This is a genomic window from Rhodopseudomonas sp. WA056, assembly GCF_010906995.1.
Taxonomy (GTDB): Bacteria; Pseudomonadota; Alphaproteobacteria; order Rhizobiales; family Xanthobacteraceae; genus Rhodopseudomonas; species Rhodopseudomonas palustris_G.
On sequence record NZ_QPFS01000028.1, the window covers coordinates 1 to 22,519 of the forward strand.

General features: G+C 65.4%; 24 protein-coding genes. 17 read left to right on the forward strand and 7 right to left on the reverse strand.

Translation table 11 applies throughout. The annotated features are described in order from the left end of the window. On the reverse strand, positions 1-485 hold a 485-nt coding region (locus tag DU475_RS08100; protein WP_164631638.1), incomplete at its 3' end, for a LysE family translocator. A 92-nt stretch (positions 486-577) separates the two neighbouring features. On the opposite strand from DU475_RS08100, the gene DU475_RS08105 reads away from it, so the two are divergent. From DU475_RS08105 to lpdA, 8 genes are all read left to right on the forward strand, one after another. Further along, positions 578-1,720, forward strand: coding sequence for a CaiB/BaiF CoA transferase family protein (locus tag DU475_RS08105; protein WP_164631639.1), 1,143 nt, complete (start codon positions 578-580; stop codon positions 1,718-1,720). 165 nt (positions 1,721-1,885) lie between these two features. Next, positions 1,886-2,446, forward strand: coding sequence for an NADPH-dependent FMN reductase (locus tag DU475_RS08110; protein ID WP_164631640.1), 561 nt, complete (start codon positions 1,886-1,888; stop codon positions 2,444-2,446). A gap of 90 nt (positions 2,447-2,536) precedes the next feature. Continuing rightward, positions 2,537-2,854, forward strand: coding sequence for an FtsB family cell division protein (locus DU475_RS08115; protein ID WP_013502343.1), 318 nt, complete (start codon positions 2,537-2,539; stop codon positions 2,852-2,854). A gap of 152 nt (positions 2,855-3,006) precedes the next feature. After that, complete coding sequence (pdhA, locus tag DU475_RS08120) at positions 3,007-4,041, forward strand: pyruvate dehydrogenase (acetyl-transferring) E1 component subunit alpha (RefSeq protein WP_047307842.1); 1,035 nt, start codon at positions 3,007-3,009, stop codon at positions 4,039-4,041. 58 nt (positions 4,042-4,099) lie between these two features. After that, on the forward strand, positions 4,100-5,509 hold the full coding sequence (locus DU475_RS08125) for a pyruvate dehydrogenase complex E1 component subunit beta (protein WP_164631641.1): 1,410 nt from the start codon (positions 4,100-4,102) through the stop codon (positions 5,507-5,509). A 4-nt stretch (positions 5,510-5,513) separates the two neighbouring features. After that, positions 5,514-5,810, forward strand: a complete 297-nt coding sequence (locus tag DU475_RS08130) for a DUF5076 domain-containing protein (protein WP_114356184.1) — start codon at positions 5,514-5,516, stop codon at positions 5,808-5,810. 12 nt (positions 5,811-5,822) lie between these two features. Further along, entirely contained in the window at positions 5,823-7,208 is a 1,386-nt protein-coding gene (locus tag DU475_RS08135; protein ID WP_164631642.1) for a pyruvate dehydrogenase complex dihydrolipoamide acetyltransferase, read from the forward strand. Positions 7,209-7,287: 79 nt separating this feature from the next. After that, entirely contained in the window at positions 7,288-8,709 is a 1,422-nt protein-coding gene (gene lpdA, locus DU475_RS08140; protein WP_164631643.1) for a dihydrolipoyl dehydrogenase, read from the forward strand. A 141-nt stretch (positions 8,710-8,850) separates the two neighbouring features. Here lpdA and DU475_RS08145 read toward each other — a convergent pair whose 3' ends face one another. Further along, complete coding sequence (locus DU475_RS08145) at positions 8,851-9,030, reverse strand: hypothetical protein (RefSeq protein ID WP_164631644.1); 180 nt, start codon at positions 9,028-9,030, stop codon at positions 8,851-8,853. A gap of 305 nt (positions 9,031-9,335) precedes the next feature. On the opposite strand from DU475_RS08145, the gene DU475_RS08150 reads away from it, so the two are divergent. Then, complete coding sequence (locus DU475_RS08150) at positions 9,336-10,157, forward strand: tetratricopeptide repeat protein (RefSeq protein WP_013502349.1); 822 nt, start codon at positions 9,336-9,338, stop codon at positions 10,155-10,157. Between the two features lie 150 nt (positions 10,158-10,307). Here the strand turns inward: DU475_RS08150 and xth are convergent, their stop codons facing one another. After that, positions 10,308-11,099, reverse strand: a complete 792-nt coding sequence (gene xth / locus DU475_RS08155) for an exodeoxyribonuclease III (protein ID WP_164631660.1) — start codon at positions 11,097-11,099, stop codon at positions 10,308-10,310. Between the two features lie 237 nt (positions 11,100-11,336). Between xth and DU475_RS08160 the strand changes: the two genes are divergently transcribed. The 5 genes from DU475_RS08160 to DU475_RS08180 all read left to right on the forward strand — a co-directional run bounded on the left by DU475_RS08160 (position 11,337) and on the right by DU475_RS08180 (position 14,979). Then, complete coding sequence (locus DU475_RS08160; protein WP_164631645.1) at positions 11,337-11,552, forward strand: hypothetical protein; 216 nt, start codon at positions 11,337-11,339, stop codon at positions 11,550-11,552. Between the two features lie 95 nt (positions 11,553-11,647). Beyond that, on the forward strand, positions 11,648-12,241 hold the full coding sequence (locus DU475_RS08165) for a PDDEXK family nuclease (RefSeq protein ID WP_164631646.1): 594 nt from the start codon (positions 11,648-11,650) through the stop codon (positions 12,239-12,241). Between the two features lie 337 nt (positions 12,242-12,578). After that, a complete protein-coding gene (locus tag DU475_RS08170) occupies positions 12,579-12,935 on the forward strand; it encodes a helix-turn-helix domain-containing protein (protein WP_164631647.1) in 357 nt (118 codons plus the stop codon). A gap of 163 nt (positions 12,936-13,098) precedes the next feature. After that, positions 13,099-14,070: a hypothetical protein gene (locus DU475_RS08175; RefSeq protein WP_013502352.1), complete on the forward strand. Its 972-nt coding sequence runs from the start codon at positions 13,099-13,101 to the stop codon at positions 14,068-14,070. A 153-nt stretch (positions 14,071-14,223) separates the two neighbouring features. After that, complete coding sequence (locus DU475_RS08180) at positions 14,224-14,979, forward strand: RhiA family protein (RefSeq protein WP_164631648.1); 756 nt, start codon at positions 14,224-14,226, stop codon at positions 14,977-14,979. Between the two features lie 28 nt (positions 14,980-15,007). On the opposite strand, the gene DU475_RS24575 is transcribed toward DU475_RS08180, so the two are convergent. From DU475_RS24575 to erpA, 4 genes are all read right to left on the reverse strand, one after another. After that, positions 15,008-15,292, reverse strand: coding sequence for a hypothetical protein (locus tag DU475_RS24575; protein WP_246700275.1), 285 nt, complete (start codon positions 15,290-15,292; stop codon positions 15,008-15,010). A gap of 50 nt (positions 15,293-15,342) precedes the next feature. Further along, positions 15,343-16,017 (reverse strand): ligand-gated ion channel, encoded by a 675-nt coding sequence (locus DU475_RS08185; protein WP_246700276.1) that lies wholly within the window; start codon positions 16,015-16,017, stop codon positions 15,343-15,345. After that, positions 16,014-17,027 carry a cache domain-containing protein gene (locus tag DU475_RS08190; protein ID WP_164631649.1) on the reverse strand — a complete coding sequence of 338 codons (1,014 nt, stop codon included), beginning with the start codon at positions 17,025-17,027 and terminating at the stop codon, positions 16,014-16,016. The genes DU475_RS08185 and DU475_RS08190 overlap by 4 nt, the downstream gene beginning before the upstream one ends. A 230-nt stretch (positions 17,028-17,257) precedes the next feature. Continuing rightward, the gene (erpA, locus tag DU475_RS08195; RefSeq protein WP_013502356.1) at positions 17,258-17,590 is read right to left on the reverse strand and encodes an iron-sulfur cluster insertion protein ErpA; all 333 of its coding nucleotides are present in this window, start codon (positions 17,588-17,590) and stop codon (positions 17,258-17,260) included. 105 nt (positions 17,591-17,695) lie between these two features. Here erpA and DU475_RS08200 point away from each other — a divergent pair, with 105 nt between their 5' ends. The 3 genes from DU475_RS08200 to DU475_RS08210 all read left to right on the forward strand — a co-directional run bounded on the left by DU475_RS08200 (position 17,696) and on the right by DU475_RS08210 (position 22,492). Further along, on the forward strand, positions 17,696-18,910 hold the full coding sequence (locus tag DU475_RS08200; RefSeq protein WP_164631650.1) for a deoxyguanosinetriphosphate triphosphohydrolase: 1,215 nt from the start codon (positions 17,696-17,698) through the stop codon (positions 18,908-18,910). A gap of 51 nt (positions 18,911-18,961) precedes the next feature. Further along, complete coding sequence (gene argS / locus DU475_RS08205; RefSeq protein ID WP_164631651.1) at positions 18,962-20,755, forward strand: arginine--tRNA ligase; 1,794 nt, start codon at positions 18,962-18,964, stop codon at positions 20,753-20,755. A gap of 102 nt (positions 20,756-20,857) precedes the next feature. Continuing rightward, on the forward strand, positions 20,858-22,492 hold the full coding sequence (locus DU475_RS08210) for an SPOR domain-containing protein (RefSeq protein WP_164631652.1): 1,635 nt from the start codon (positions 20,858-20,860) through the stop codon (positions 22,490-22,492). The last annotated feature ends 27 nt before the right edge of the window (positions 22,493-22,519 follow it).

Below are 22,519 nucleotides of genomic sequence, written 5' to 3' on the forward strand. Positions count from 1 at the left end.
ATCACGACCACCACGAAGGTCATCAGCATGAAGATGCCGCTCAGCTCGACCATCCGGCCGAGCGGATGGGCGTCATCGGCCGAAACGAACTGCGGCAGGAAGGCGAGGAAGAAGATCGACAGCTTCGGATTGAGGATGTTGATCAGGACGCCCGTCACCGTCATCTGCACTGCCGACGGAGCGCCGACATCGGTCTCGACGCTGAGCGGGCCGCGCTCGCCGAGCGTCTTCCACGCCATGTAGAGCAGATAGGCGACGCCGAGATACTTGAAGAGCTGGAACGCCACCGCGCTGGTGTGGAGCAGGGCGGCGAGGCCGAGGATCGCCGCCGCCATGTGGGGCACGATGCCGATGGTCGAGCCGAACGCCGCAATCGCGCTGGCGCGTGAGCCGCGCGACAGGCCGGTGGCCACCGTATAGAGCACGCCGGTTCCGGGCGAGGCGACCACGATCAGCGAGGTGATGAGAAATTCGGCGGTCACCATTGCGCGCATCGCTCCTGCCAGACACTTGCAATTTGCCTCGCGCCACTGAAACAGTGCGCGCCAACAGACATAACACGAAATCGGAGACCGCAATGGGTGGACCGCTCGCCGGCATCAAAGTGATCGAGATCGCGCAGGCGATCGCCGGGCCGATGGCCGGGATGATCCTCGGCGACATGGGCGCCGACGTGATCAAGATCGAGAAGCACGACGGCGGCGACGATGCCCGGCACTGGGGCCCGCCCTTCGTCGACGGCGATTCCTTGCTGTTTCACACCTACAACCGCAACAAGCGGTCGGTGACGCTCGACATCAAGAACCCGGACGACGTCGCGCGGCTCAAACAACTTGTCCAGGATGCGGACATCCTGATCCAGAACCTGCGCTCCGGCGTGGTCGCGTCGTGCGGCATCGGGCCGGACGTGATGTGCGCGGTCAATCCGCGGCTGATCTATTGTTCGGTGTGGGCGTTCGGCAAGTCCGGTCCGCTGAGCAAGGAGCCGGGCTTCGATCCACTGCTGCAGGCCTATGGCGCGGTGATGTCGCTCACCGGCGGCCCGGAGCATCCGCCGACCTTCTGCGCGCCGCCGATCAACGATCGCGCCACTGCGCAATGGTGCGTGATCGGCGCGCTGGCGGCGCTTCAGCAGCGCCACGTCACCGGCAAGGGCTGCGTGATCGACACCTCGCTGTTCGACACGGCGGTCGGCTGGGTCGACATGTCGCTCAGCGGCTATCTGCTCGACGGCGAGCCCCCTGTGCGCCACGGCACCGCCAGCGGCACGCTGGCGCCGTACCAGGTGTTCGAGACCGCCGACCGACCGATCGTGATCGCGGCCGGCAACGACCGGCTGTTCGCGCGCTGTGCCGAGGTGCTCGGCCATCCGGAGTGGAGCGCCGACCAGCGCTTTGCGCGGGTGCGCGACCGGCAGGCGCATCGGCCCGTCCTGATCCCGCTGATGCAGGAGGTGCTGAAGAGCCGCAGTGCCGCCGACTGGCTCGCTGCGCTCAAGGGGGCCGGCGTGCCGGTCAGCCCGGTCAACGACATTCCCGAGCTCGCCGCCACCGAGCAGCTAGCCGCGGTCGATCTGCTGCGCACGATGCCGGACACTGGTCTCACCGTCGCCGGTCTGCCGATCGTGTTCGACGGCGCGCGCCCGCATCCCGAGCTCGCCACACCGAAGCTCGGCGCACACAACCATGAGGTGCTGGGTAACCGCGCCGCGGCCGAATAGGGCTGCGAGTGCCAGGTGCGGAGGTTCGCCTCCGCACGAAACCGGGCAGGTGCGCCCATCAAAACCGCGTCATCGCGGCGTGCTTGTCGCATGTTGCGCATTCTCCGTCATCGCGGCGGGATAGGCTCGCCGCGATTGTCTGATTGCATGACCGGAGGATTGCCTATGGCCCCACCATATCGTGTCGCGACCGTCGTCGGCAGCTTGCGCAAGCAGGCGTATTCGCTGCGGACCGCGCAGGCGCTCGCCGCGCTGGCGCCGGACACGGTGAAGCTGGACATCGTCACGCTGCACGGCCTGTCGATGTACAACCAGGATCTCGAAACCGACGCGCCGCCGGCCGACTGGACCGCGTTCCGCGACAGCATCAAGGCCTCTGATGCGGTGCTGTTCGTAACTCCCGAATACAACCGCTCGATTCCCGGCGTGCTGAAAAACGCCATCGACGTCGGGTCGCGGCCCTACGGCAAGAGCTGCTTCGACAAGAAGCCGGCCGGCGTGCTGTCGAATTCGCCGGGCGCGATCGGCGGTTTCGGCGCCAACCACCATCTGCGGCAATGCCTGGTGTTTCTGAACATGCCGACGCTGCAGCAGCCGGAGGCTTATGTCGGCGGCATCGGGGATGCGTTCGGCGAGGACGGTGCGCTGGTCAAGGACGCGCTGCGCGAGTTCCTGCAGAAGTACATCGACGCCTTCGCCGGCTTCGTCGCCCAGCAGTACAAATAACGTCGGCCGCATCCGCCCCGCCGGCTGTCAAGCTGGCGGGACAGATGCGGCGTTAGCCGCGCGTTAACCGCGCTGTCCCATGGTCCGGCCATGGTCACCCGCAGTCGTCTCAAATCGATCCTCGCCGGCATCGCGCTGTACGCGATCGCTGCCGCCGTGATCGGCTATTTCGGCGTCAACGCCTACACCGGCCGCTACGGCCTGACGGCGCAGCAGGAGCTCGACCAGGAAATCACCGCGCTGACTGCGGAGCTGGTGCAGCTCCGCCAGCAACGCGCCGAGGCCGAGCAGCGAGTCTCGCTGCTGCGCTCCGACCGGATCGATCCCGACATGCTCGACGAGCGCGTGCGCTATCAGCTCGACTTCGCCAATCCGGCGGACCTGGTGCGGATGATGCCGGCGCGCTGAGTGCGCAAATTCCAAAAATCTGGACGAACGATTTCGAAAGTTTCGTGTCGCTGCACTGCGGCATATTGATTTGCGCGCAGCGACATAGCGATCCTTTCAAGCCGCTATAAGTTACGATAGAGAGGCTCATCTCATCTCTAATCGGAATCGCCATGGCCGCACCCAAGAAGAGCGCCGCGAAGGAAACAGCACAGGACAAGGCCGGAGGAGCGTCACCGTCGAATGTGCCGCCTTTCAGCAAGGAACAGGAGCTCGGCGCCTTTCGTGAGATGCTGCTGATCCGTCGCTTCGAAGAGAAAGCGGGCCAGCTCTACGGCATGGGTGCAATCGGCGGATTCTGCCACCTCTACATCGGTCAGGAAGCCGTCGTCGTCGGCATGCAGATGGCGCTACGCGAAGGTGATCAGGTGATCACCGGCTATCGCGATCACGGTCACATGCTCGCCTGCGGCATGGATGCCAACGGTGTGATGGCCGAACTCACCGGGCGCCGCGGCGGCTACTCCAAGGGCAAGGGCGGCTCGATGCACATGTTCAGCCGGGAGAAGAGTTTCTTCGGCGGACACGGCATCGTCGGCGCGCAGGTCTCGCTCGGCACCGGCATCGCCTTCGCCAACCGCTATCGCGGCGATGGTCGCGTCTGCCTCGCTTATTTCGGCGACGGCGCCGCCAATCAGGGCCAGGTGTACGAGAGCTTCAACATGGCGGAGCTGTGGAAGCTCCCCGTGGTGTACGTGATCGAGAACAACCGCTACGCGATGGGCACGTCGGTGACGCGCTCCTCGGCGCAGACCGATTTCTCCAAGCGCGGCGTGTCGTTCAACATTCCGGGCGAGCAGGTCGACGGCATGGACGTGCGCGCGGTGAAGGCTGCCGGCGACAAGGCGGTGGCGCATTGCCGCGCCGGCAACGGTCCGTTCATTCTCGAAATGCAGACCTACCGCTACCGCGGTCACTCGATGTCTGACCCGGCGAAGTATCGGTCGCGCGAAGAGGTCGACAAGATCCGCAACGATCAGGATCCGATCGAGCAGGTCCGCAAGCGTCTGCTGGCGCTCGACATGACCGAGGACGATCTGAAGGCGATCGATGCCGAGGTGCGCAAGGTCGTCAACGAGTCAGCCGACTTCGCGCAGCACGATCCCGAGCCCGATCCGTCCGAACTGTACACCGATGTGTATCGCTGATCCCCGCCTTGCCGTGTCGCGGCTGCTTCCCGCCTGACTGAATGACTGCGGAGCCCCAATGCCAATCCAAGTTCTGATGCCCGCGCTGTCGCCGACCATGGAGAAGGGAAACCTGTCGAAATGGCTGAAGAAGGAAGGCGACAAGGTCAAAAGCGGTGACGTCATCGCCGAGATCGAGACCGACAAGGCGACGATGGAAGTCGAAGCCGCCGACGAAGGCACGCTCGGCAAGATCCTGATCCCCGAAGGCACCAACGACGTCGCGGTCAACACGCCGATCGCCACCATTCTCGGCGACGGCGAAAGCGCGGCCGACGCCGACAAGGCGTCGGACCCTGCCGTGCAGAACAAGGCCTCGCAATCGGCTCCGCCGGCAGCGGAGCCTGAAGCCGCGCAGGCCAAGTCCGCAGCGGCGCCCGCGCAGCACGCGCCAGAAGCACCGACGGTGTCGGCCGCCGCTGATCCGGATATTCCGGCCGGCACCGAGATGGTGACGGTGACGATCCGCGAAGCGCTGCGCGATGCGATGGCCGAGGAAATGCGCCGCGATCCCGACGTGTTCGTGATGGGCGAAGAGGTCGCCGAGTATCAGGGCGCCTACAAGGTCACGCAGGGACTGCTGCAGGAATTCGGCGACCGCCGCGTGATCGACACCCCGATCACCGAGCACGGCTTCGCCGGCGTCGGCGTCGGTGCCGGCTTTGCCGGGTTGAAGCCGATCGTCGAGTTCATGACCTTCAACTTCGCCATGCAGGCGATCGACCAGATCATCAACTCGGCGGCGAAGACGCTGTACATGTCCGGCGGCCAGCTCGGCTGCTCGATCGTGTTCCGCGGCCCGAACGGCGCCGCCTCGCGCGTCGCCGCACAGCACAGCCAGGACTACTCGGCCTGGTACGCGCAGATCCCCGGCCTCAAAGTGGTGGCGCCGTATTCGGCCGCCGACGCCAAGGGCCTGCTCAAGGCGGCGATCCGCGATCCCAATCCGGTGATCTTTCTCGAGCACGAGATGCTGTACGGCCAGCACGGCGAAGTGCCGAAGCTCGACGACTACGTGATCCCGATCGGCAAAGCGCGCATCGTCCGCGAGGGCAAGGATGTCACGCTGATCTCGTGGTCGCACGGTATGACCTACACGCTGAAGGCCGCCGACGAGCTGGCGAAGGACGGTATCTCGGCCGAGGTGATCGACCTGCGCACGCTGCGTCCGCTCGACACCGAAACGATCATCGCCTCGGTGAAGAAGACCGGGCGTGCGGTGACGGTCGAAGAGGGCTGGCAGCAGAACGGCGTCGGCGCCGAACTCTCCGCCCGGATCATGGAGCACGCGTTCGATTACTTGGACGCGCCGGTGACGCGCGTATCGGGCAAGGACGTGCCGATGCCGTATGCCGCCAATTTGGAAAAGCTGGCTCTGCCCAGCGTCGCCGAGGTGGTCGAGGCCGCCAAAGCCGTCTGCTATCGGTGACCCTATGACCGGACCCAAGCAACAGCCGCTGCCGCCCGACGTCGAAGGCCGCGAAGATGCGATCGAAGTGTTGCGCGCCTTTGTGCTCGACGGCGGTTTGTCGATCGCCTTCATGCGCGCGTTCGAAGATCCGGAGATGTGGGGGCTGCTGCTGGTCGACATCGCCCGCCACGCCGCGCGCGCCTATGCGCGCGAGAGCGAATACACCGAGGACGAGGCGCTGGAGCGCATCGTCGAGATGTTCGAGGCCGAGCTGTCGCGCCCGACCGACACCGGCGCCACCACCGAACGGCCGCAGTAAGGTTCTGTCCTCATGCCGATCAACATTCTGATGCCCGCGCTGTCGCCGACCATGGAGAAGGGCAACCTTGCGAAGTGGCTGAAGAAGGAGGGCGACAAGGTCAAAAGCGGCGACGTCATTGCCGAGATCGAGACCGACAAGGCGACGATGGAAGTCGAAGCCGCCGACGAAGGCACGCTGGCCAAGATCGTCGTGCCCGAAGGCACCCAGGACGTGCCGGTCAACGACGTGATCGCGGTGCTGGCCGAGGACGGCGAGGACGTGAAAGCGGCTGGGGCAGGGGCCGGCAAGGCCGAGGCGCCGAAGCCAACAGCCTCATCCTTCGAGACGCCCGCTGCGCGGGCTCCTCAGGATGAGGGCAGTGCGGGCGGCAACACAGAGGCTCCGACAAAACCAACAACAAACGTAGCTCCTCGCCCTGAGGAGGGCGCGCCAGCGCCCGTCTCGAAGGGCGAAGCCACGCATAACGGCGCCCGCGTATTCGCCTCGCCGTTGGCGCGGCGGCTGGCCAAGGACGCCGGCATCGATATCGCCCGCGTCACCGGCACCGGCCCGCACGGCCGTGTCATCGCCCGCGACGTCGAGCAGGCCAAGAGCGGTGGCGGCCTGAAGGCGCCGGCAGCAGCCCCTGCGGCCGGTCCGGCGATCGCGCCGGCGATGTCGGATCAGCAGATCCGCGCGCTGTATCCGGAAGGCTCTTACGAAGTGGTGCCGCACGACGGCATGCGCCGGACTATTGCGCAGAGGTTGACGCAGTCGACCCAGACCATCCCGCATTTCTATCTGACGATCGACTGCAACCTCGGCCGGCTGCTGGCCGCGCGCGAGGACATCAACGCCGCCGCGCCGAAGGACAAGGACGGCAAGCCGGCCTACAAGCTGTCGGTCAACGACTTCATCATCAAGGCGATGGCGATCGCCCTGCAGCGCATCCCCGACGCCAACGTGTCGTGGACCGAGGCAGGGATGCTCAAGCACAAGCATTCCGACATCGGCGTCGCGGTCGCGATGCCGGGCGGGCTGATCACCCCGATCATCCGCAGCGCCGAAACTCAGTCGCTGTCGTCGATCTCGGCGCAGATGAAGGACTTTGCCGCGCGCGCGCGGGCCCGCAAGCTGAAGCCCGAAGAGTACCAGGGCGGCACCACCGCGGTGTCCAATCTCGGCATGTTCGGGATCAAGGACTTCACCGCCGTGATCAATCCGCCGCACGCCACCATCCTGGCGGTCGGCACTGGCGAGCAGCGCGCCATCGTCAAGGACGGCAAGATTGAAATCGCCACCATGATGAGCGTGACGCTGTCCTGCGATCACCGCGCCGTCGACGGTGCGCTCGGCGCCGAACTGATCGGCGCCTTCAAGACGCTGATCGAAAATCCCGTGATGATGATGGTGTGAGGTTTCTTCCCCTCTCCCCTTGTGGGAGAGGGTGCCCGAGCGAAGCGAGGGCGGGTGAGGGAAAGAAGAGCGAGTAGTTATGTCCGACACCTCCTTCGACGTCATCATCATCGGCTCCGGACCCGGCGGCTATGTCGCGGCGATCCGGGCGGCGCAGCTCGGGTTCAAGACCGCGATCGTCGAGAAGTCGTATCTCGGCGGCATTTGTCTCAACTGGGGCTGCATTCCGACCAAGGCGCTGCTGCGCTCGGCGGAAATCTATCACTACATGCAGCACGCCAAGGATTACGGGCTGTCGGCCGATAACATTTCGTTTGATCCGAAGGCGATCGTACAGCGCTCGCGCGGGGTGTCGAAGCGGCTGAACGACGGCGTCGGCTTCCTGATGAAGAAGAACAAGATCTCGATCATCTGGGGTCAGGCGACGATCGACGCGCCGGGCAAGCTCACGGTCGCTGCCTCCAAGACCGAGGCGCCGAAGGGCGCGTTGCCGCCGGGCAGCTATCAGGCCAAGCACATCATCGTCGCCACCGGGGCGCGGCCGCGGGTGCTGCCGGGGCTCGAGCCGGATAAGAAGCTGGTCTGGACCTATTTCGAGGCGATGGTGCCGGAAGTGATGCCGAAGTCGCTGCTGGTGGTCGGCTCCGGCGCGATCGGCATCGAGTTCGCCTCGTTCTTCCACACCATGGGGGCCAAGGTCACCGTGGTCGAGGTGCTGCCGCAGATCCTTCCGGTCGAGGACGCCGAGATCGCCGCGCTGGCCCGCAAGCGGTTCGAGAAGCAGGGCATCAAGATCCTGACCGGCGCCAAGGTCACCAAGCTCGACAAGAAGGCTGATAGCGTCGTCGCCACCATCGATCCCGGCACCGGCAAGCCGGAGACGCAGGAATTCGACCGGGTGATCTCGGCGGTCGGCGTGGTCGGCAATGTCGAGCATCTCGGGCTGGAGAAGCTCGGGGTGAAGCTCGACCGCGGCACCATCGTCACCGACGGGCTCGGCAAGACCAGCGTGCCCGGCATCTACGCGATCGGCGATGTCGCCGGTCCGCCGATGCTGGCGCACAAGGCCGAGCACGAGGGGGTGATCTGTGTCGAGGCCATCAAGGGCCTGCATCCGCACCCGCTCGACAAGAGCCTGATTCCCGGCTGCACCTACTGCCAGCCGCAGATCGCCTCCGTTGGCCTTACCGAGGCCAAGGCGAAGGAGCAGGGACGGGAGATCCGGGTCGGCCGCTTCCCGTTCACCGCCAACGGCAAGGCGATTGCGCTCGGCGAGGACCAGGGCCTGGTCAAGGTGATCTTCGACAAGAAGACGGGGCAGCTCTTGGGCGCCCACATGATCGGCGCCGAAGTCACCGAGCTGATCCAGGGTTACGTGGTGGCGATGAACCTCGAAACCACCGAGGAAGAGCTGATGCACACCGTCTTCCCGCACCCGACGCTGTCGGAGATGATGAAGGAAGCCGTGCTCGACGCCTACGGCAAGGTGCTCAACGCCTGACCCCAGCGGCTACTAAGTGCACCCGAAAAGGGTGTCCGCCGGGACACTCTTGTTGCTATGCCGCAACAGTTCTGCATCATTTAACCGTCTTTGATGGTCGCTCTTGCACGCGCCGCTTTTTGGCCACACCGGTCAATGAGATCATCTGACCTGAGCCGAGCGCAGGTCGATGGTCTTACCGGGAAAGTCCGGAAAGCCCGACAGCGAGGCGGCCGGAAAGACGAGTTCGCGAATGTTCGCCACGACGCCTACCAGGTCGATGCCGACGAGCCGCCAGACCACTGGCTGCGGCGCGAACCTGTCGGGCCTCGGCGTCTTCAAAAAGTCACCGTCTGCCGCGGATTTGCGGCGGCTCGGCCGTCATCTCGCCAAACAGCAGGGTGATGCTGATAGTGCCCAGCTCCCGGCGACGATCTTGCGCAATCATGGCCAACCAAGGTGCGATCACCTGACCGTCGAACAGCCGACGGCCGGTCGCGGCCGTGACAGAAATTTGACCGCCGCAGCGTCGGCCACAGACCCGTCCGAAACGGGTGCGGCCGCGACAGAGGAGAGGGCGGGAGTGTGTTGGATGGAAAGCCGGCGGGTCGATTCGACCGTACCGGGGGTGACCCGCGAGATGTGCGATGCGGAATTTTAGGCGTAGCGTTTTTGCCGCGTTGCTGATCGGCGCCGGAGCAGGCGCCGTGCCGGCGGCGGCGTTCGAAGGCACCCCGGTTCGACCGGAGGACACCGCGATCCCGGTCGCCACCAGCCAGCCGGGTACCGCGCCTGCGCTGAAGAAGGCGCTGCCGGCGGCGCCGTCGACCACCTCGCTCACCGCGCTGCAATATGCCGCCGAGGGCGGCCACCCGATCGCGCAGTGGCGCCTCGGGAAGATGTATGCCGACGGCAATGGCGTCGATCAGGACGACCTGCGCGCTTTCGACTATTTCAGCAAGATCGCCAACGCCCACGCCGAGGACAGCCCGTCGGCGCCGCAGGCCGCGATCGTCGCCAACGCCTTCGTGGCACTCGGCCGCTACTATCTCGACGGCATCCCGAATTCGAAGGTCAAGCGCGATCCCGAGCGGGCGCGCGAGATGTTCTCTTACGCCGCCTCGTATTTCGGCAACGCCGACGCGCAGTACGATCTGGCCCGGCTGTATATCGAAGGCGTCGGCGTGCCGCGCGACTTCCGCTACGGCGCCCGCTGGCTCGGCCTCGCCGCCCAGAAGGGGCAGCACCAGGCCCAGGCGATGCTCGGACACCTGCTGTTCAACGGCGACAAGCTGCCCCGCCAGGCCGCCCGCGGTCTGATGTGGCTGACCCTGGCGCGCGACGCTGCGACGCCGGAAGAGGCCTGGATCAAGGACAGCTACAATAAGGCTTTCGCCAAGGCTTCCGACGACGACCGGGTGATGGCACTGCAGATGCTCGAGCACTGGGTGCAGGGCCGGCGGGACTGAGGCATCACGCCACATTCGCCGTCATTCCTGAGGTGGCGAGCGAAGCGAGCCCTCGAAGGGCGACGGCGAGGGCAGGGCCTTTGGCCAATCCTTCGAGTCCGCCGCTGCGCGGCGCAGCCCCAGGATGACGCCGGATTCGCTCGGACTTCGTTACGCCGCTTCCAGATCGAGATCCGCCCACACCGGGACGTGGTCCGAGGGCTTTTCCCAATTGCGCACATAGCTGTCGATGCCGACATGGCGCAGCCGGTCGGCGGCCTGCGGCGACAGCAGCAGGTGATCGATCCGCAGCCCCCAGTTCTTCTGCCAGGCGCCGGCCTGGTAGTCCCAGAAAGTGTATTGGCCGGGCGCGTCGGTGGTGGCGCGCAGCGCGTCGGTGAAGCCGAGGCCGAGCAGGGCCTGGAAGCTCTCGCGGGTCTCGGGGCGGAACAGCGCGTCCTCGGTCCAGGCCGCCGGATTGTGCACGTCGCCCGGCTGCGGGATGACGTTGAAGTCGCCGGCCAGGATCAGCGGCTCCTCGGTCTTCAGTCGCTGCTGGGCGTAGTCGCGCAGCCGTACCATCCAGCTCAGTTTGTAGGGATACTTCTCGCTGCCGACCGGATTGCCGTTCGGCAGATACAGGCAGGCGACGCGCACGACGCCGTGCTTCAGCGACACCACGCCTTCGAGAAACCGGGCATGAACGTCGCCATCGTCACCGGCGAGGCCCGGATTGGCTTCCTCGAGCGGATATTTCGACAGCAGCGCCACGCCGTTGAAAGTCTTCTGGCCGTGGGTGACGACGTTGTAGCCGAGCGCCTCGATCGGCTCGCGCGGAAACGCCTCGTCGACGCATTTGATCTCCTGCAGGCAGACCACGTCGGGCTGGCTATCCTTCAGCCAGCTGACCAGATGGTCCAGCCGCTGCCGGACCGAGTTGACGTTCCAAGTCGCCACACGGATTGTCATTCCAAATCACCGCATATCACTTAGAATCTCCACGCATGATGACGGGGCTTGTACGCCGAAATACCCCCAAAAGTACCACCAATTTGGCTGGGTAGAGTGGGCGGCCGGCTTGACCAAGATGTGGTGAGTCGGCGCGGCGGGCCAATGACCTAGCGTGATGTGTGGTTATAGCCCGGGCGAGCGAATTCGGTGGCAGAATCATTTCATCGACAACGCACCAGGATGAACGACATGACCAAGCAAACGATCAGCGCCCAATGGCTCAAGCAGGCCGCCGACAAGTTCGAGGCAAGCGCTATGGAATCGCTTCCGACTCTTGCGCTGCTGGGCCAGATGCACAAGCACACGGTCGACATGGAGCAAATTGCCGCCATGCGTCGCGCCGCAGAAATCAAAAGCATTTCGGCTCGCCGCCAGTTTCTCAAGGATGCCGGCCTGTTCGCCTGATCCCAGCCGCCTGCCTTCGGGCAGGCGAGTCGGAAACCGGGCTTGCCAAACGAGACACGCGAAACAACCTCAGGTTGAGGAAAGAGGGGGCGGAAATGCAGGATGTGAATAAGGCTCAAGATCGCGGCGCGAACGCGATTAAGACTGAATACGGCGGCGTGACGTACAGGTCGCAGACCGAGGCTAGGTGGGCCGTGTTCTTCGACACTTTGGGAGTCCAATTTCAATACGAGCCCGAGACGATAACCTTATCATCTGGCGAGAAATATCTGCCCGATTTCTACTTGAAGGACTTCGACGCCTATTTCGAGGTGAAGCCCAATGACGAGAAGATCGTCACGGAAGAGTCCGTCAAGGCGCGTTGCCTTTCGCACGACAAGCCGGGGCAAAGAGTTTGGTTGGCGATTGGAGGGCCGGCACCAAAGACCGCGAATGTACTTGTTCTGGAAAAATGGAAACGCGATGTGCCTATCGAAGAAATTCTAGGCAACTCCGACAACAGGTACTGGTTTCACGAGGACCGACGAGACGAGAAAGTGTACTGGCTGCACTCTGAAAATGTTGAGGGCTTCGTGGTCGGCGGCCCCGGCAAAAGCACGATCCATGAAAGGCCTCCGCTGAACCACGCAACTGTAGAAAAGGCATACTTCGCGGCGAGGATTGCCATGCTCAAACCGGCAAAGAAGTAGCTTTCGATACCCCCAACCGTACCCCCAAAACCTTCCGGTGCAACCCGCTGCAATTTCAATGGCTTAACTCAGTAGGCCCCGAAAACGACTGTAGCCGCAATGACTTGCGGCTATCTGTCGTTAAAGTGCGTCATCCGGCGATATGCGACGGTACAGAACAGGTGGCAATCCGCATCGCGCCGTCCGTTGCCCGGGATGATTTGCGCCGCGGCAGATCGCGGCCGTGCAGCGCTGTGATAAAGCAATCGAGGTCGGACGCAAATCGGGCGCGGCGATCGCTGTGAGCCGCTGCGCGATCGTCCACGGCAGCGCGAACAGCCGAAGCGGAGCGCCGGGCATGTCGAGTCGCGGAGCGCGGATGGTCGAAGCCATGCAGCTCAGGGGCATGACCAAGCAACATGCCTTGGCCTTCGCCATGGGCGTCAACGAAAGCACCGTGACCCGCTGGAAGAACAACGGTCCGATCTCGGTCGATCACGCCGTGCTGCTGTGCGGCGTTCTCGAGATCTCGCTGGACTGGTTCCTGACCGGCCGCGGCCGGATCGACGGCCACAAGGCCGCGGCGGCGTGCGATTCGGACGAGTCGCGGCTGTTGACCTGCGTCCGGCGCGCCGAGGCCAGGATGTCCGAACGCTCCAAGGCGCATCTGATCGCCTTCATCACCTCGTTATGTCCCGAGGCTTCCGACCTTTGAGAACGGCGAGTTGCTGCGTGCGCAAGTTGCACAGCGAGAAATTTGCGCTCAATGCAACCAGAAGTTGCCGTTTGGCCCGGGTGCGGGATTAGTGTTGTACAACCCTTGGTTGCAGATCGACCAAGGGTTCAACCTGAGCCCCGCAATCCCGCAGGAGACCATCATGGCCACCACGATCACCATCAACGTCACCAACAACAGCAACGTGATGCAGAACTTCTTCATCTTTCAGCAGCCGGCAATCTATACCGGCGGCCCGCAGGTCTACACCAACAGCCTCTACAGTCTTCCGGTGATGCCTTACGAGAGTTCCGGCGCGGTTCTCAGCTTCACCATGATGCTGCAGTACTACGCGGGTGCGCAGCAGCAGGTCTCGCCGCCGCAGATCGGGAAACCCTCCGGCCAGTTGGGCGCGATCCAGGCGATCGACCTGACCCCGGCGGCCGGCGGCACGCCGACCAACAACACCACCGTGATGAGCGTGTCGCCGTCCCTCGGGCTGTCGAAGCCGACCAACACCGATGGACCGCAGAAGGGTTCGTTCCGGATCAAGACGCCGACGTTCAATCCGGTGGTCACGCCCTACAACGCAGGATCGGCGGTGCAGTCGACGGCCGGCGGCATCACGCTGTCGAATTTCGTCCCGGTGTCGCCGAATACCAATCTCGACTGCCAGCCGATCATCAAGTTCTACGTCCAGACCGGCACCTATACCGCCGGGACGGTGATGAACTTCACTGCTTCGTCGCAGAATGCGGCGATCTGCGACGCGACCCAGGGCTTCACCACCTTCAACGTGTCGTACAATCTCGACGGCACCTGGACGGTGCAGAACATGGCATCGATGATGCTGGCGAACGGGCGTCGCGGTCTGATCGAAAAGTCCACGATCACCAGCACCCGGGCCAACGTGAACGGCGCCGCCAACGCCGAAGTCCTCAACGAGGCCGGCACCGCCTCGATCGCGCGTGGCTATGCGGCCGACATGCTGGCGCCCACCACGATCACCCATCTCGACGTGCCGGGCGCCCTGCAACAGTTCAACGAGTACCAGATCGGCTGGATCGGCGGACCGTATCGCGGGACGATGTGTACGCAGCTCGACGTGCCGAACGCGACGGCGGTGTTCGAGTAATCGTCGCGGCGGTCGCGCGATGATCGGTTGAGCATCCCGGCCGCCGATGGCGCCGCGCCGGAAGACTTTCAAAAGAAAGGTCGTCCGGCGCGGAGGCGCACCATCTGGTTGAAGGGTCGCTCCGGGCGCCCAGGCTGCCGTCGGGGAAGCGACATGGTCAGCGCGATCACCATCAATCTCAGGAACGACAGCAATACGCTGCAAAACTTCTGTTTCTTCCAGCAGCCGGCCGGGTATTCCAGCGCCGGTCGGGTGTATGTCAGCAGCCTGTGCGGCCAGCCGCTACTGCCCTATGCGACATCCGGCGCCGTGCTGAGCTTCATGATCACGCCGCAAACCTACGCCGGCGTGCAGCAGCAGATCGCGCCGCCGCAGCCGGGACAGCCGGTCGGGCAGGCTGGCGCTATTCGGGCGATCGAGCTGACGCCCGCGCAAGGGCCACCGACCGCCAACACCACCACCATGTCGGTGTCGCCGGCGCTTGGCTTGTCGGCGCCGATGGCTACGGAGGACGTGCCGGCCGGCGCATTTCGGATCAGGACCGCGGTGTTCAACCCGACGCTGGTGAACTACAACGCCGGCGTCGCGATGCAGACGCTGGCCGGCGGAATTCTGTTGTCGAATTTCGTGACGGCGCCGCCGAACGTCGCCCTGGACTGCACGCCTTCGCTAAAGTTTTACGTGCAGATCGGGAGCTATGCTGCAGGAACGGTGCTGGATTTCGCTTCGATGGTGGCGACCGCTGCGCTGTGCGATGCGGCGCAGGGCTTCACGGCATTCAATGTCAGCTACAATCTCGACGGCACCTGGACAGTGAAGAACATGGTGGCCGGGCGCCTCAGAAACGGCAGGCCCGGGCTGATCACGAAGTCCGAATTCGTCACCTCCGCCGCCAGTTTGCCGCGGTGACGGGGCAGCACGCCGCCACGGGTCGCCGCTACCCCGGCAGTCCCCGCAGCACCAGCGCGAGGCAGACGATCACCATGATCGACGGCAGCGCCCAGCGGCAGTGCGAACGCAGGCCGGTGGCGAGGACGTGATAGCGCGAGGCGGGATCGCTGCGCGGTTTCCACAGCAGCGCGTCGATCAGCATCACCACCACAAGATAGAAATAGCCGAGCGAGATGATCTTCGCGATCGGGGTGTTCAGCGAGATCGAGCCGGGGAAGCTCGCCTCGTAGGTGAAGCTGATCGCCGCCAGCGCTAGAAGGGCGGAGAACACCAGGCTGCCGTGATCCTTCGGTGCGGGAGGAACGGCCGCAGCAGATAGGGCTACGCAAGACGCTCGATGCCGATGGTGGCGTTCAGCCGCGAATACGCCCGCGCGTTCCAGCCGGCGGCCTCGTCGTAGAAGAAGGTCAGGTCGAGCGGGCGCCAATCGATCACCGACAATTTCGGTTCGATCCGCGAGAACAGCCGGTCGGTCTCGGTGGTGACCAGCATCGCGTCCTGCTTGGCATACCGCGGCAGCGAGAACGACAGCGACAGCCGCTGCCGGTCGAACGGAAACGCTGCCATGTCGACGCCGACGCGGAAATCGGCCTCGTAACGTTCGACCAGCACCACACTGCCGTCGGCATAGACCGAGACGGCATCCGCCTTGGCGCGCGGCTCGCCGAGCTGATTGTCGATCGCCAGACCGGGCGTCCAGATCCCGGCGATGTACTGCCGTGCTTCGGCGCCAACGCGGTCGACCCGCGAGGTGCCGGCGTCGAGCGGATCGAAACGCCGGCGCGGATCGGTCCAGCGCTGGGTGACTTCGATGTGCAGTCGGGCGCGGCCGATCACCTCGCGGATTTCGGTGATATCGAGCACGCGCAGACCAATGCGGACCTTGACCGGCAGCTCGATACCGTCGGGCAGCCCTTCCGACGGCGAGCCAGCGGATGCGGGGGCGCCGCACAGTGCCACGAAAACGATCAGCAGCGCTGCCCGCAGTGACTTCATGCCTGCGCCTCGTCGCGCGGCTTCAGCATCCGTGCCAATACCGAGAAGGCGACGAAGGCGAGCACGGCGCCGATCAGCGCAGCCGCGATCAGCTCGATCCGGGTCCGCTGCAGCGCCACGCCATGCGACGGGAAAGTTTTCACCGCTGCGATGTTGCCGATCATCCGACCGGAAAAATCGATCAGCGGCTGCACCAGGATCGCGCCGGTTTCGTCTCCGATCCGATACGGGCTGATCTCGCGGGTCCGGGCGAGGCGGATTGCGCCGTCGCGCAACAGTCCCGCGAACAGCGGGGTGTCGGTCGAGGCCAGCGCGATCAGGTCGCCGAACTGCTCGCCCGTGTCGCCGGGCCGTCGCGGCGGCAGCTCGGCGAGCGACTGGCTCAGCACCACCGCGATGTCGGCATTGGTCAGGGTCTTCACCTGTTCGAGGATCGGCTCGAGATTGAGGCCGGCCTCGACGGTGCCGACGAAGCGGTCGCCGTCATTGATCACCGCGATGCCGCGCACGAAGGTGCCGGCGACGCCGATTTCAAGTCCGACCTGCGAGCGCCGCGTCTTGTTGGCGGCGAGCACCATCGGCCGAAGTTTGGTCAGGTCGTCGCCGGATTTGTCCGGCAGATGCAGTCGCAACAGATAGGTCATGTCGGCTGCGTGGAAGCCGAACACCGGCACGCCCTGGCTCTTCAGATACGCATAGGGCGCGGCCGTGAGCTCCGTCAGCGCGGCGCGGTCACCGGCGGCAAGCGCTCGCCCGACGGCGCGCTGCCGCGCCGTGGTCTCCGCCTGGGTCAGCGCGAACCGTCCCGCTTCGTCGAGTGCGGCGGTGATCGCCTGGCTGACCGCCGCCATCTGGTGATCGCGGTCGCGCGCGATCACGTCGTTCTGCATCGAGAAAGTGAGGGCGAGCATCGCGCTGAAGCTCAGCGCCAGCACCAGCGCGGGGATCAGGCCGGCTTGGACGCTGGAGACGCGCAGAGGCACACGGGGAACGCTGGGAGGCAACGACATCGAGGTTTCCGGGGGCTGTTGACCCATCCTCGACATGGCCGCGCAGCGCGCGGGGCATCGCGCGCTGCCAATAGGTCGTTCGGAGGGTTCTTTGGCCGCGCCTTAGCGGAATTGGGAACCGGAACCAAGAGCAGAACGTACGGCAGGGGACGTTTGTCTTAACCGAGCGTCTCAAAGCCAACGGCTGCGGGTGGCACCCAGCCGCCGCAACCGTCCTGTCGGCAAGATCGTCAGATCGAAAAGCTGGTGCCGCAGCCGCAGGACGCGGAGGCGTTCGGGTTGTTGACCCGGAATGAGGCGCCGATCAGATCGTCGATGAAGTCGACCTCCGAGCCGGCCAGGAACGGCACCGAGGCCGAATCCACCAATACGACTGCGCCGTCCCGGGCGATCACCAGATCGTCGTCGGTCTTGGTGCGGTCGACGTCGAATTTATACTGGAAGCCCGAGCAGCCGCCGCCCTCGACGCTGATCCGCAGCATCGCGCCCTGGCCTTCGCCCTTGAGGATTTCGCCGATCCGGCGCGCCGCGCGCTCGCTGATGGTGACGCCTGATTCCGTCATCTCGCCGCTCCGTGTCGTTCGGGCAGGGGCCCGTCATTGGATTTCTTTGCCAACAATAGTTAAGTGCGCCGCACCGCAGAATCAAACGGTCAGGACGAGTCGCGCGTGTCGGTCGGTATGGCAGCTCCCCGTGCAGCCTTTGGCTGCGATCCGGACCACAGCCGCGGCCGGCAATTCCATGAGCCGCCGAGCCGGACCCGCAGCGCGTTTCGCCGCGATTGCGACCGCGTCATCCACTCCAACGCGTTTCGCCGGCTGAAGCACAAGACCCAGGTCTTCGTGTTTCACGAAGGCGACCACTATCGCACCCGGCTGACGCATAGCCTGGAAGTGGCGCAGATCGCCCGCGCGCTGGCGCGCCAGCTCGGGCTCGACGAAGACCTTACCGAAACGCTGGCGCTCGCCCACGACCTCGGCCATCCGCCGTTCGGCCATGCCGGCGAGCGCGCGCTCGACCTCTGCCTGAAGGACGCCGGCGGCTTCGACCACAACGCCCAGACGCTGCGGGTGCTGACCGCGCTCGAGCATCGCTACCCCGAGTTCGACGGCCTCAACCTGACCTGGGAAACGCTGGAAGGCGTGGTCAAGCACAACGGGCCGCTGACGGACCGCGCCGGCGCGCCGCTGCCGCGCTATGCCGAGCACGGCGTACCGCGCGGCATCGCCGAGTTCGACCAGCGTTTCGACCTGCAGCTCTGGAGCTTCGCCTCGCTCGAGGCCCAGGTGGCGGCGATTGCCGACGACATTGCCTACGACGCCCACGATATCGACGACGGCCTGCGCGCCGGGCTGTTCCGGATCGAGGATCTGGCCGAAGTACCGCTGATGGCGCGGATCATCGCCGCGATCGACCGGCGCTTTCCGGGGCTCGACGACAGCCGCCGCGGTGCCGAGCTGGTGCGCGAGCTGATCTCATATTTCATCGGCGCGGTCGCCGCCGAGGCCGAGCGTCGGATCGGCGAGGTGAGGCCGGGCTCGGCCGATGAGGTCCGCCGCGCCGAGCGGGCGCTGGTGGCGTTCCCGGCCGAAGCGGCGAAAGCCGAAGCCGAGATCAAGGCGTTCCTGTGGACCCGGATGTACCGCGCCGAGCGGGTGATGAAGGTGATGCGCGACGCCGAGGCGATCGTCGCCGACCTGTTCCTGCGGTATTGCGACCATCCGTCGGACCTGCCGCCGGACTGGCTGCCGGCGAACGGCCCGGTGGCCGAGTGCGAAGCCGACCGGTTGCTGCGGATTCGCAATTTTATCGCCGGCATGACCGACCGCTACGCGCTGGCCGAGCATCAGCGGCTTTTTGACTCGACCCCGGATTTGCGTTAGGCGGCGCCTCGACCGGCCCGAAACGGCCGCGTCCATTTTCCCTTTTCAGATATGGCCGAGCTCCCGATGTCCACGCATCTTTTCGCCCGTCTCCTGTCGCGCGTGCACGCGGTGTGCGCGGCGCTGATCGAAGAGGGCGCGCTGCCCGCCGGGATCGACCTGTCGCGCATCGTGGTCGAGCCGCCGAAGGACGCCTCCCACGGCGACATGGCGACCAATGCGGCGATGGTGCTGGCCAAGGATGCCAAGGCCAAGCCGCGCGACCTCGCCGACAAGATCGCCGACAAGCTCCGCGCCGAGGAGCTGATCGATCAGGTCGCGATCGCCGGACCGGGCTTCATCAACCTGACCCTGAAGCCGGCGGTGTGGGCGGAGGCGCTGCGCGCCGTGCTCGATGCCGGCGCCGGTTACGGCCGCAGCACCATTGGCGGCGGCGAGAAGGTCAACGTCGAATACGTCTCGGCCAATCCGACCGGGCCGATGCATGTCGGCCACTGCCGCGGCGCGGTGTTCGGTGATGCGCTGGCCAATCTGCTCGACACCGCCGGCTTTGCCGTCACCCGCGAGTACTACATCAACGACGCCGGCGCCCAGGTCGATGTGCTGGCGCGTTCCGCGTTCCTGCGCTACCGCGAGGCGCTGGGCGAGGCGATCGGCGAGATTCCGGAAGGGCTGTATCCGGGCGATTACTTGAAGCCTGTCGGCGAGGCGCTGAAGGCGGAGCATGGCGCTGCGCTCAAGGAACTACCGGAAGCGCAGTGGCTGCCGACCGTCCGCGCCAAGGCGATCGCGATGATGATGGAAGCGATCAAGGGCGACCTTGCCGCGCTGAACATCACCCACGAGGCGTTCTTCTCGGAGCGTTCGCTGATCGAAGGCGGCCGCAACCGCGTCGCCGAGACTATCGAGTTCCTGCGCGCCAAAGGCGACGTGTATCAGGGCCGGCTGCCGCCGCCGAAGGGCGCGCCGGTGGAGGACTATGAGGACCGCGAACAGACGCTGTTCCGCGCCACCGCCTATGGCGACGACGTCGACCGGCCGCTGCTGAAGTCGGACGGCTCCTACACCTACTTCGCGTCAGACATCGCCTATCACAAGGTCAAGTTCGACGCCGGCTTCGCCAATATGGTCGACGTCTGGGGCGCCGATCACGGCGGTTACATCAAGCGGATGCAGGCGGCGATCCAGGCAGTGACGGCCGGCAAGGGCGCGCTCGACGTCAAGATCGTTCAGCTCGTGCGGCTGCTGCGCAACGGCGAGCCGGTGAAGATGTCGAAGCGGGCCGGCGACTTCGTCACGTTGCGTGAAGTGGTGGACGAAGTTGGTTCCGACGCCGTCCGCTTCATGATGCTGTTCCGCAAGAACGATGCGGTGCTCGACTTCGACCTCGCCAAGGTGATCGAGCAGTCGAAGGACAATCCGGTGTTCTACGTCCAGTACGGCCACGCGCGCGGCCATTCGATCTTCCGCAATGCGCGCGAGGTGGTTCCGGATCTGCCGGAGGATTCGAAGGCGCGGGCGGCGATGCTGCGGCAGGCGCCGCTGGAGCGGCTGAGCGATCCGGCCGAGCTCGAACTATTGAAACGCCTCGCGCTCTATCCGCGTATCGTCGAAGCCGCCGCCCAGGCCCACGAGCCGCACAGAATTGCGTTTTATCTCAATGAGCTCGCGAGCGAATTTCATGCGCTTTGGACGCATGGACGGGATCTGCCTCATTTACGCTTCATTATCAATAATGATGCAGAGATAACCAGGGCGCGCTTGGCGATGGTCCAAGGCGTCGTCTCGGTTTTGGCCTCGGGGCTCGCCATTCTCGGCGTCACTGCGCCGGACGAGATGCGATAGGGGATCGGCCGTCAGATGGGGATCTGGAGCGGCTTGTGAGAGCGGCCGTGACGTCTGCGAAGGCGCCTTTGGCCGCTTTCCCGAATGGGACGCGACATCACGATGACGGATCGATATCAGGACCGACCTTTCCCGGCTTATGAAGACGAGAGCGTGACTTCGCGCTATCCGCAAAAGCCGGAAAACGATCCGCTCGCGGAGCTCGCTCGCTTGATCGGTCAGGCCGATCCGTTCGGCAAGGCCGGGCGCGTCGAGCAGGCGCCTCCAATCGCACCGCAGAGCCGATCGACCGATTTCAGCGCCAGCCGTGGACCGTCCTCGGTCGCGGCCGAGGATGATCTGTCGGCGCGGCCGATGCCGTCCTGGATGCAGCATCGTCAGCGTGCGCCCGAGCCCGCCCGAGCGCCCGAACCGCCCGAACCGATCCTGCCGCCGGAGCCGGATTTCAGACAGCCGCCGTCCTTCGTCAGCGCTGCGACGCCGCGCCGTGCCGCGGCGACCGGCTACGCACAAGCGCCTCAGGGGCCACAGGCGTCCATCGAGTCGATGCCGGTCGAGCCGATCGCGCTCGACACCCGGTTGCCCGATCCGCGATTCGATCCGGCGCCGATCGAGCAGCATCGTCTCGATCTGGTGCAGCCGGATCGGGTCCACTACGAACCGCAATTCGATCCGCTGCCGGCCAGCACCGCTCCGTTGGAGCCGGGCCGCTACGATGACGCGTTGTACGGCCAGCTCCCGGCCGACCCCGCGCCGATCGGAGGCTATCAGGATCCCTCTTACGGTTACGGCGACGGCTACGACGATATGTCCGACGGACAGGCGGTGAAGCCGCGTCGGAACAACATGATGACGGTGGTGGCCATTCTGGCGCTGGCGGTGGTCGGCACTGGCGGGGCCCTGGCGTATCGCACGTTCTCCGGCGCGCCGCGAAGCGGCGAGCCGCCGGTGATCAAGGCCGACACCAGCCCGACCAAGATTCCGGGGCCGTCAAACGACAATGCCGGCAAGCCGATCCAGGACCGGCTCGCCTCCGGAACCGGCGTCGAGGCGCTGGTGTCGCGCGAGGAGCAGCCGGCCGCCGACCCGTCGCGGATGCCTGGCTCCGGTCCGCGGGTCGTGCTGCCGCAGCTCAATCAGAACCCGAATCCGCCGACCGTCGCCAGCGTCACGCCCGGCGTCAAACCGAATCTGACGCCGCCGCCGAACAACGGCACCCTGGCCGGCGACGAGCCGCGCAAGATCAAGACCTACAGCATCCGCCCGGATCAGGCCGACCATGCCGGCCAGCCGGCCGGAGCGGCGCAGCAGGCGTCGCGAACTCCGACGCCCGCCGCCGCGGCGCGGGCGCCCGCGCGCAATGTCGCCGATGCCAACGCGTCAGCCGGGAATGCACCGCTGTCGCTGTCGCCCAATACCACAGCCGACACCCCGGCGCCTCGGCCGCAGCGTGTGGCTTCTCTGCCTGCTGAGCCGGCTGCGACGGCCGGTGGCTATGTGGTGCAGGTATCGTCTCAGCGCAGCGAGGCGGACGCCAAGGCGTCCTATCGCACCCTGCAGAGCAAGTTCCCGTCGCTGCTGGGATCACAGCCCCACATCATCAAGAAGGTCGATCTCGGCAACAAGGGCGTCTACTACCGTGCCATGGTCGGCCCGTTCGCCTCGGCCGAACAGGCGCAGCAGGTCTGCGGCAGCCTGAAAAGTGCCGGCGGACAGTGCTTCGTCCAGAGGAATTAACGGCGGTTTCCTTGACCCTGGAGGCGC

Bases quoted from the DNA above. Each gene is read 5' to 3' on its own strand.
- DU475_RS08105 (WP_164631639.1), top strand. From the start codon at position 578: ATGGGTGGACCGCTCGCCGGCATCAAAGTGATCGAGATCGCGCAGGCG.
- DU475_RS08110 (WP_164631640.1), top strand. From the start codon at position 1,886: ATGGCCCCACCATATCGTGTCGCGACCGTCGTCGGCAGCTTGCGCAAG.
- DU475_RS08115 (WP_013502343.1), top strand. From the start codon at position 2,537: ATGGTCACCCGCAGTCGTCTCAAATCGATCCTCGCCGGCATCGCGCTG.
- pdhA (WP_047307842.1), top strand. From the start codon at position 3,007: ATGGCCGCACCCAAGAAGAGCGCCGCGAAGGAAACAGCACAGGACAAG.
- DU475_RS08125 (WP_164631641.1), top strand. From the start codon at position 4,100: ATGCCAATCCAAGTTCTGATGCCCGCGCTGTCGCCGACCATGGAGAAG.
- DU475_RS08130 (WP_114356184.1), top strand. From the start codon at position 5,514: ATGACCGGACCCAAGCAACAGCCGCTGCCGCCCGACGTCGAAGGCCGC.
- DU475_RS08135 (WP_164631642.1), top strand. From the start codon at position 5,823: ATGCCGATCAACATTCTGATGCCCGCGCTGTCGCCGACCATGGAGAAG.
- lpdA (WP_164631643.1), top strand. From the start codon at position 7,288: ATGTCCGACACCTCCTTCGACGTCATCATCATCGGCTCCGGACCCGGC.
- DU475_RS08150 (WP_013502349.1), top strand. From the start codon at position 9,336: ATGCGGAATTTTAGGCGTAGCGTTTTTGCCGCGTTGCTGATCGGCGCC.
- DU475_RS08160 (WP_164631645.1), top strand. From the start codon at position 11,337: ATGACCAAGCAAACGATCAGCGCCCAATGGCTCAAGCAGGCCGCCGAC.
- DU475_RS08165 (WP_164631646.1), top strand. From the start codon at position 11,648: ATGCAGGATGTGAATAAGGCTCAAGATCGCGGCGCGAACGCGATTAAG.
- DU475_RS08170 (WP_164631647.1), top strand. From the start codon at position 12,579: ATGTCGAGTCGCGGAGCGCGGATGGTCGAAGCCATGCAGCTCAGGGGC.
- DU475_RS08175 (WP_013502352.1), top strand. From the start codon at position 13,099: ATGGCCACCACGATCACCATCAACGTCACCAACAACAGCAACGTGATG.
- DU475_RS08180 (WP_164631648.1), top strand. From the start codon at position 14,224: ATGGTCAGCGCGATCACCATCAATCTCAGGAACGACAGCAATACGCTG.
- DU475_RS08185 (WP_246700276.1), bottom strand. From the start codon at position 16,017: ATGAAGTCACTGCGGGCAGCGCTGCTGATCGTTTTCGTGGCACTGTGC.
- DU475_RS08190 (WP_164631649.1), bottom strand. From the start codon at position 17,027: ATGTCGTTGCCTCCCAGCGTTCCCCGTGTGCCTCTGCGCGTCTCCAGC.
- erpA (WP_013502356.1), bottom strand. From the start codon at position 17,590: ATGACGGAATCAGGCGTCACCATCAGCGAGCGCGCGGCGCGCCGGATC.
- argS (WP_164631651.1), top strand. From the start codon at position 18,962: ATGGCCGAGCTCCCGATGTCCACGCATCTTTTCGCCCGTCTCCTGTCG.
- DU475_RS08210 (WP_164631652.1), top strand. From the start codon at position 20,858: ATGACGGATCGATATCAGGACCGACCTTTCCCGGCTTATGAAGACGAG.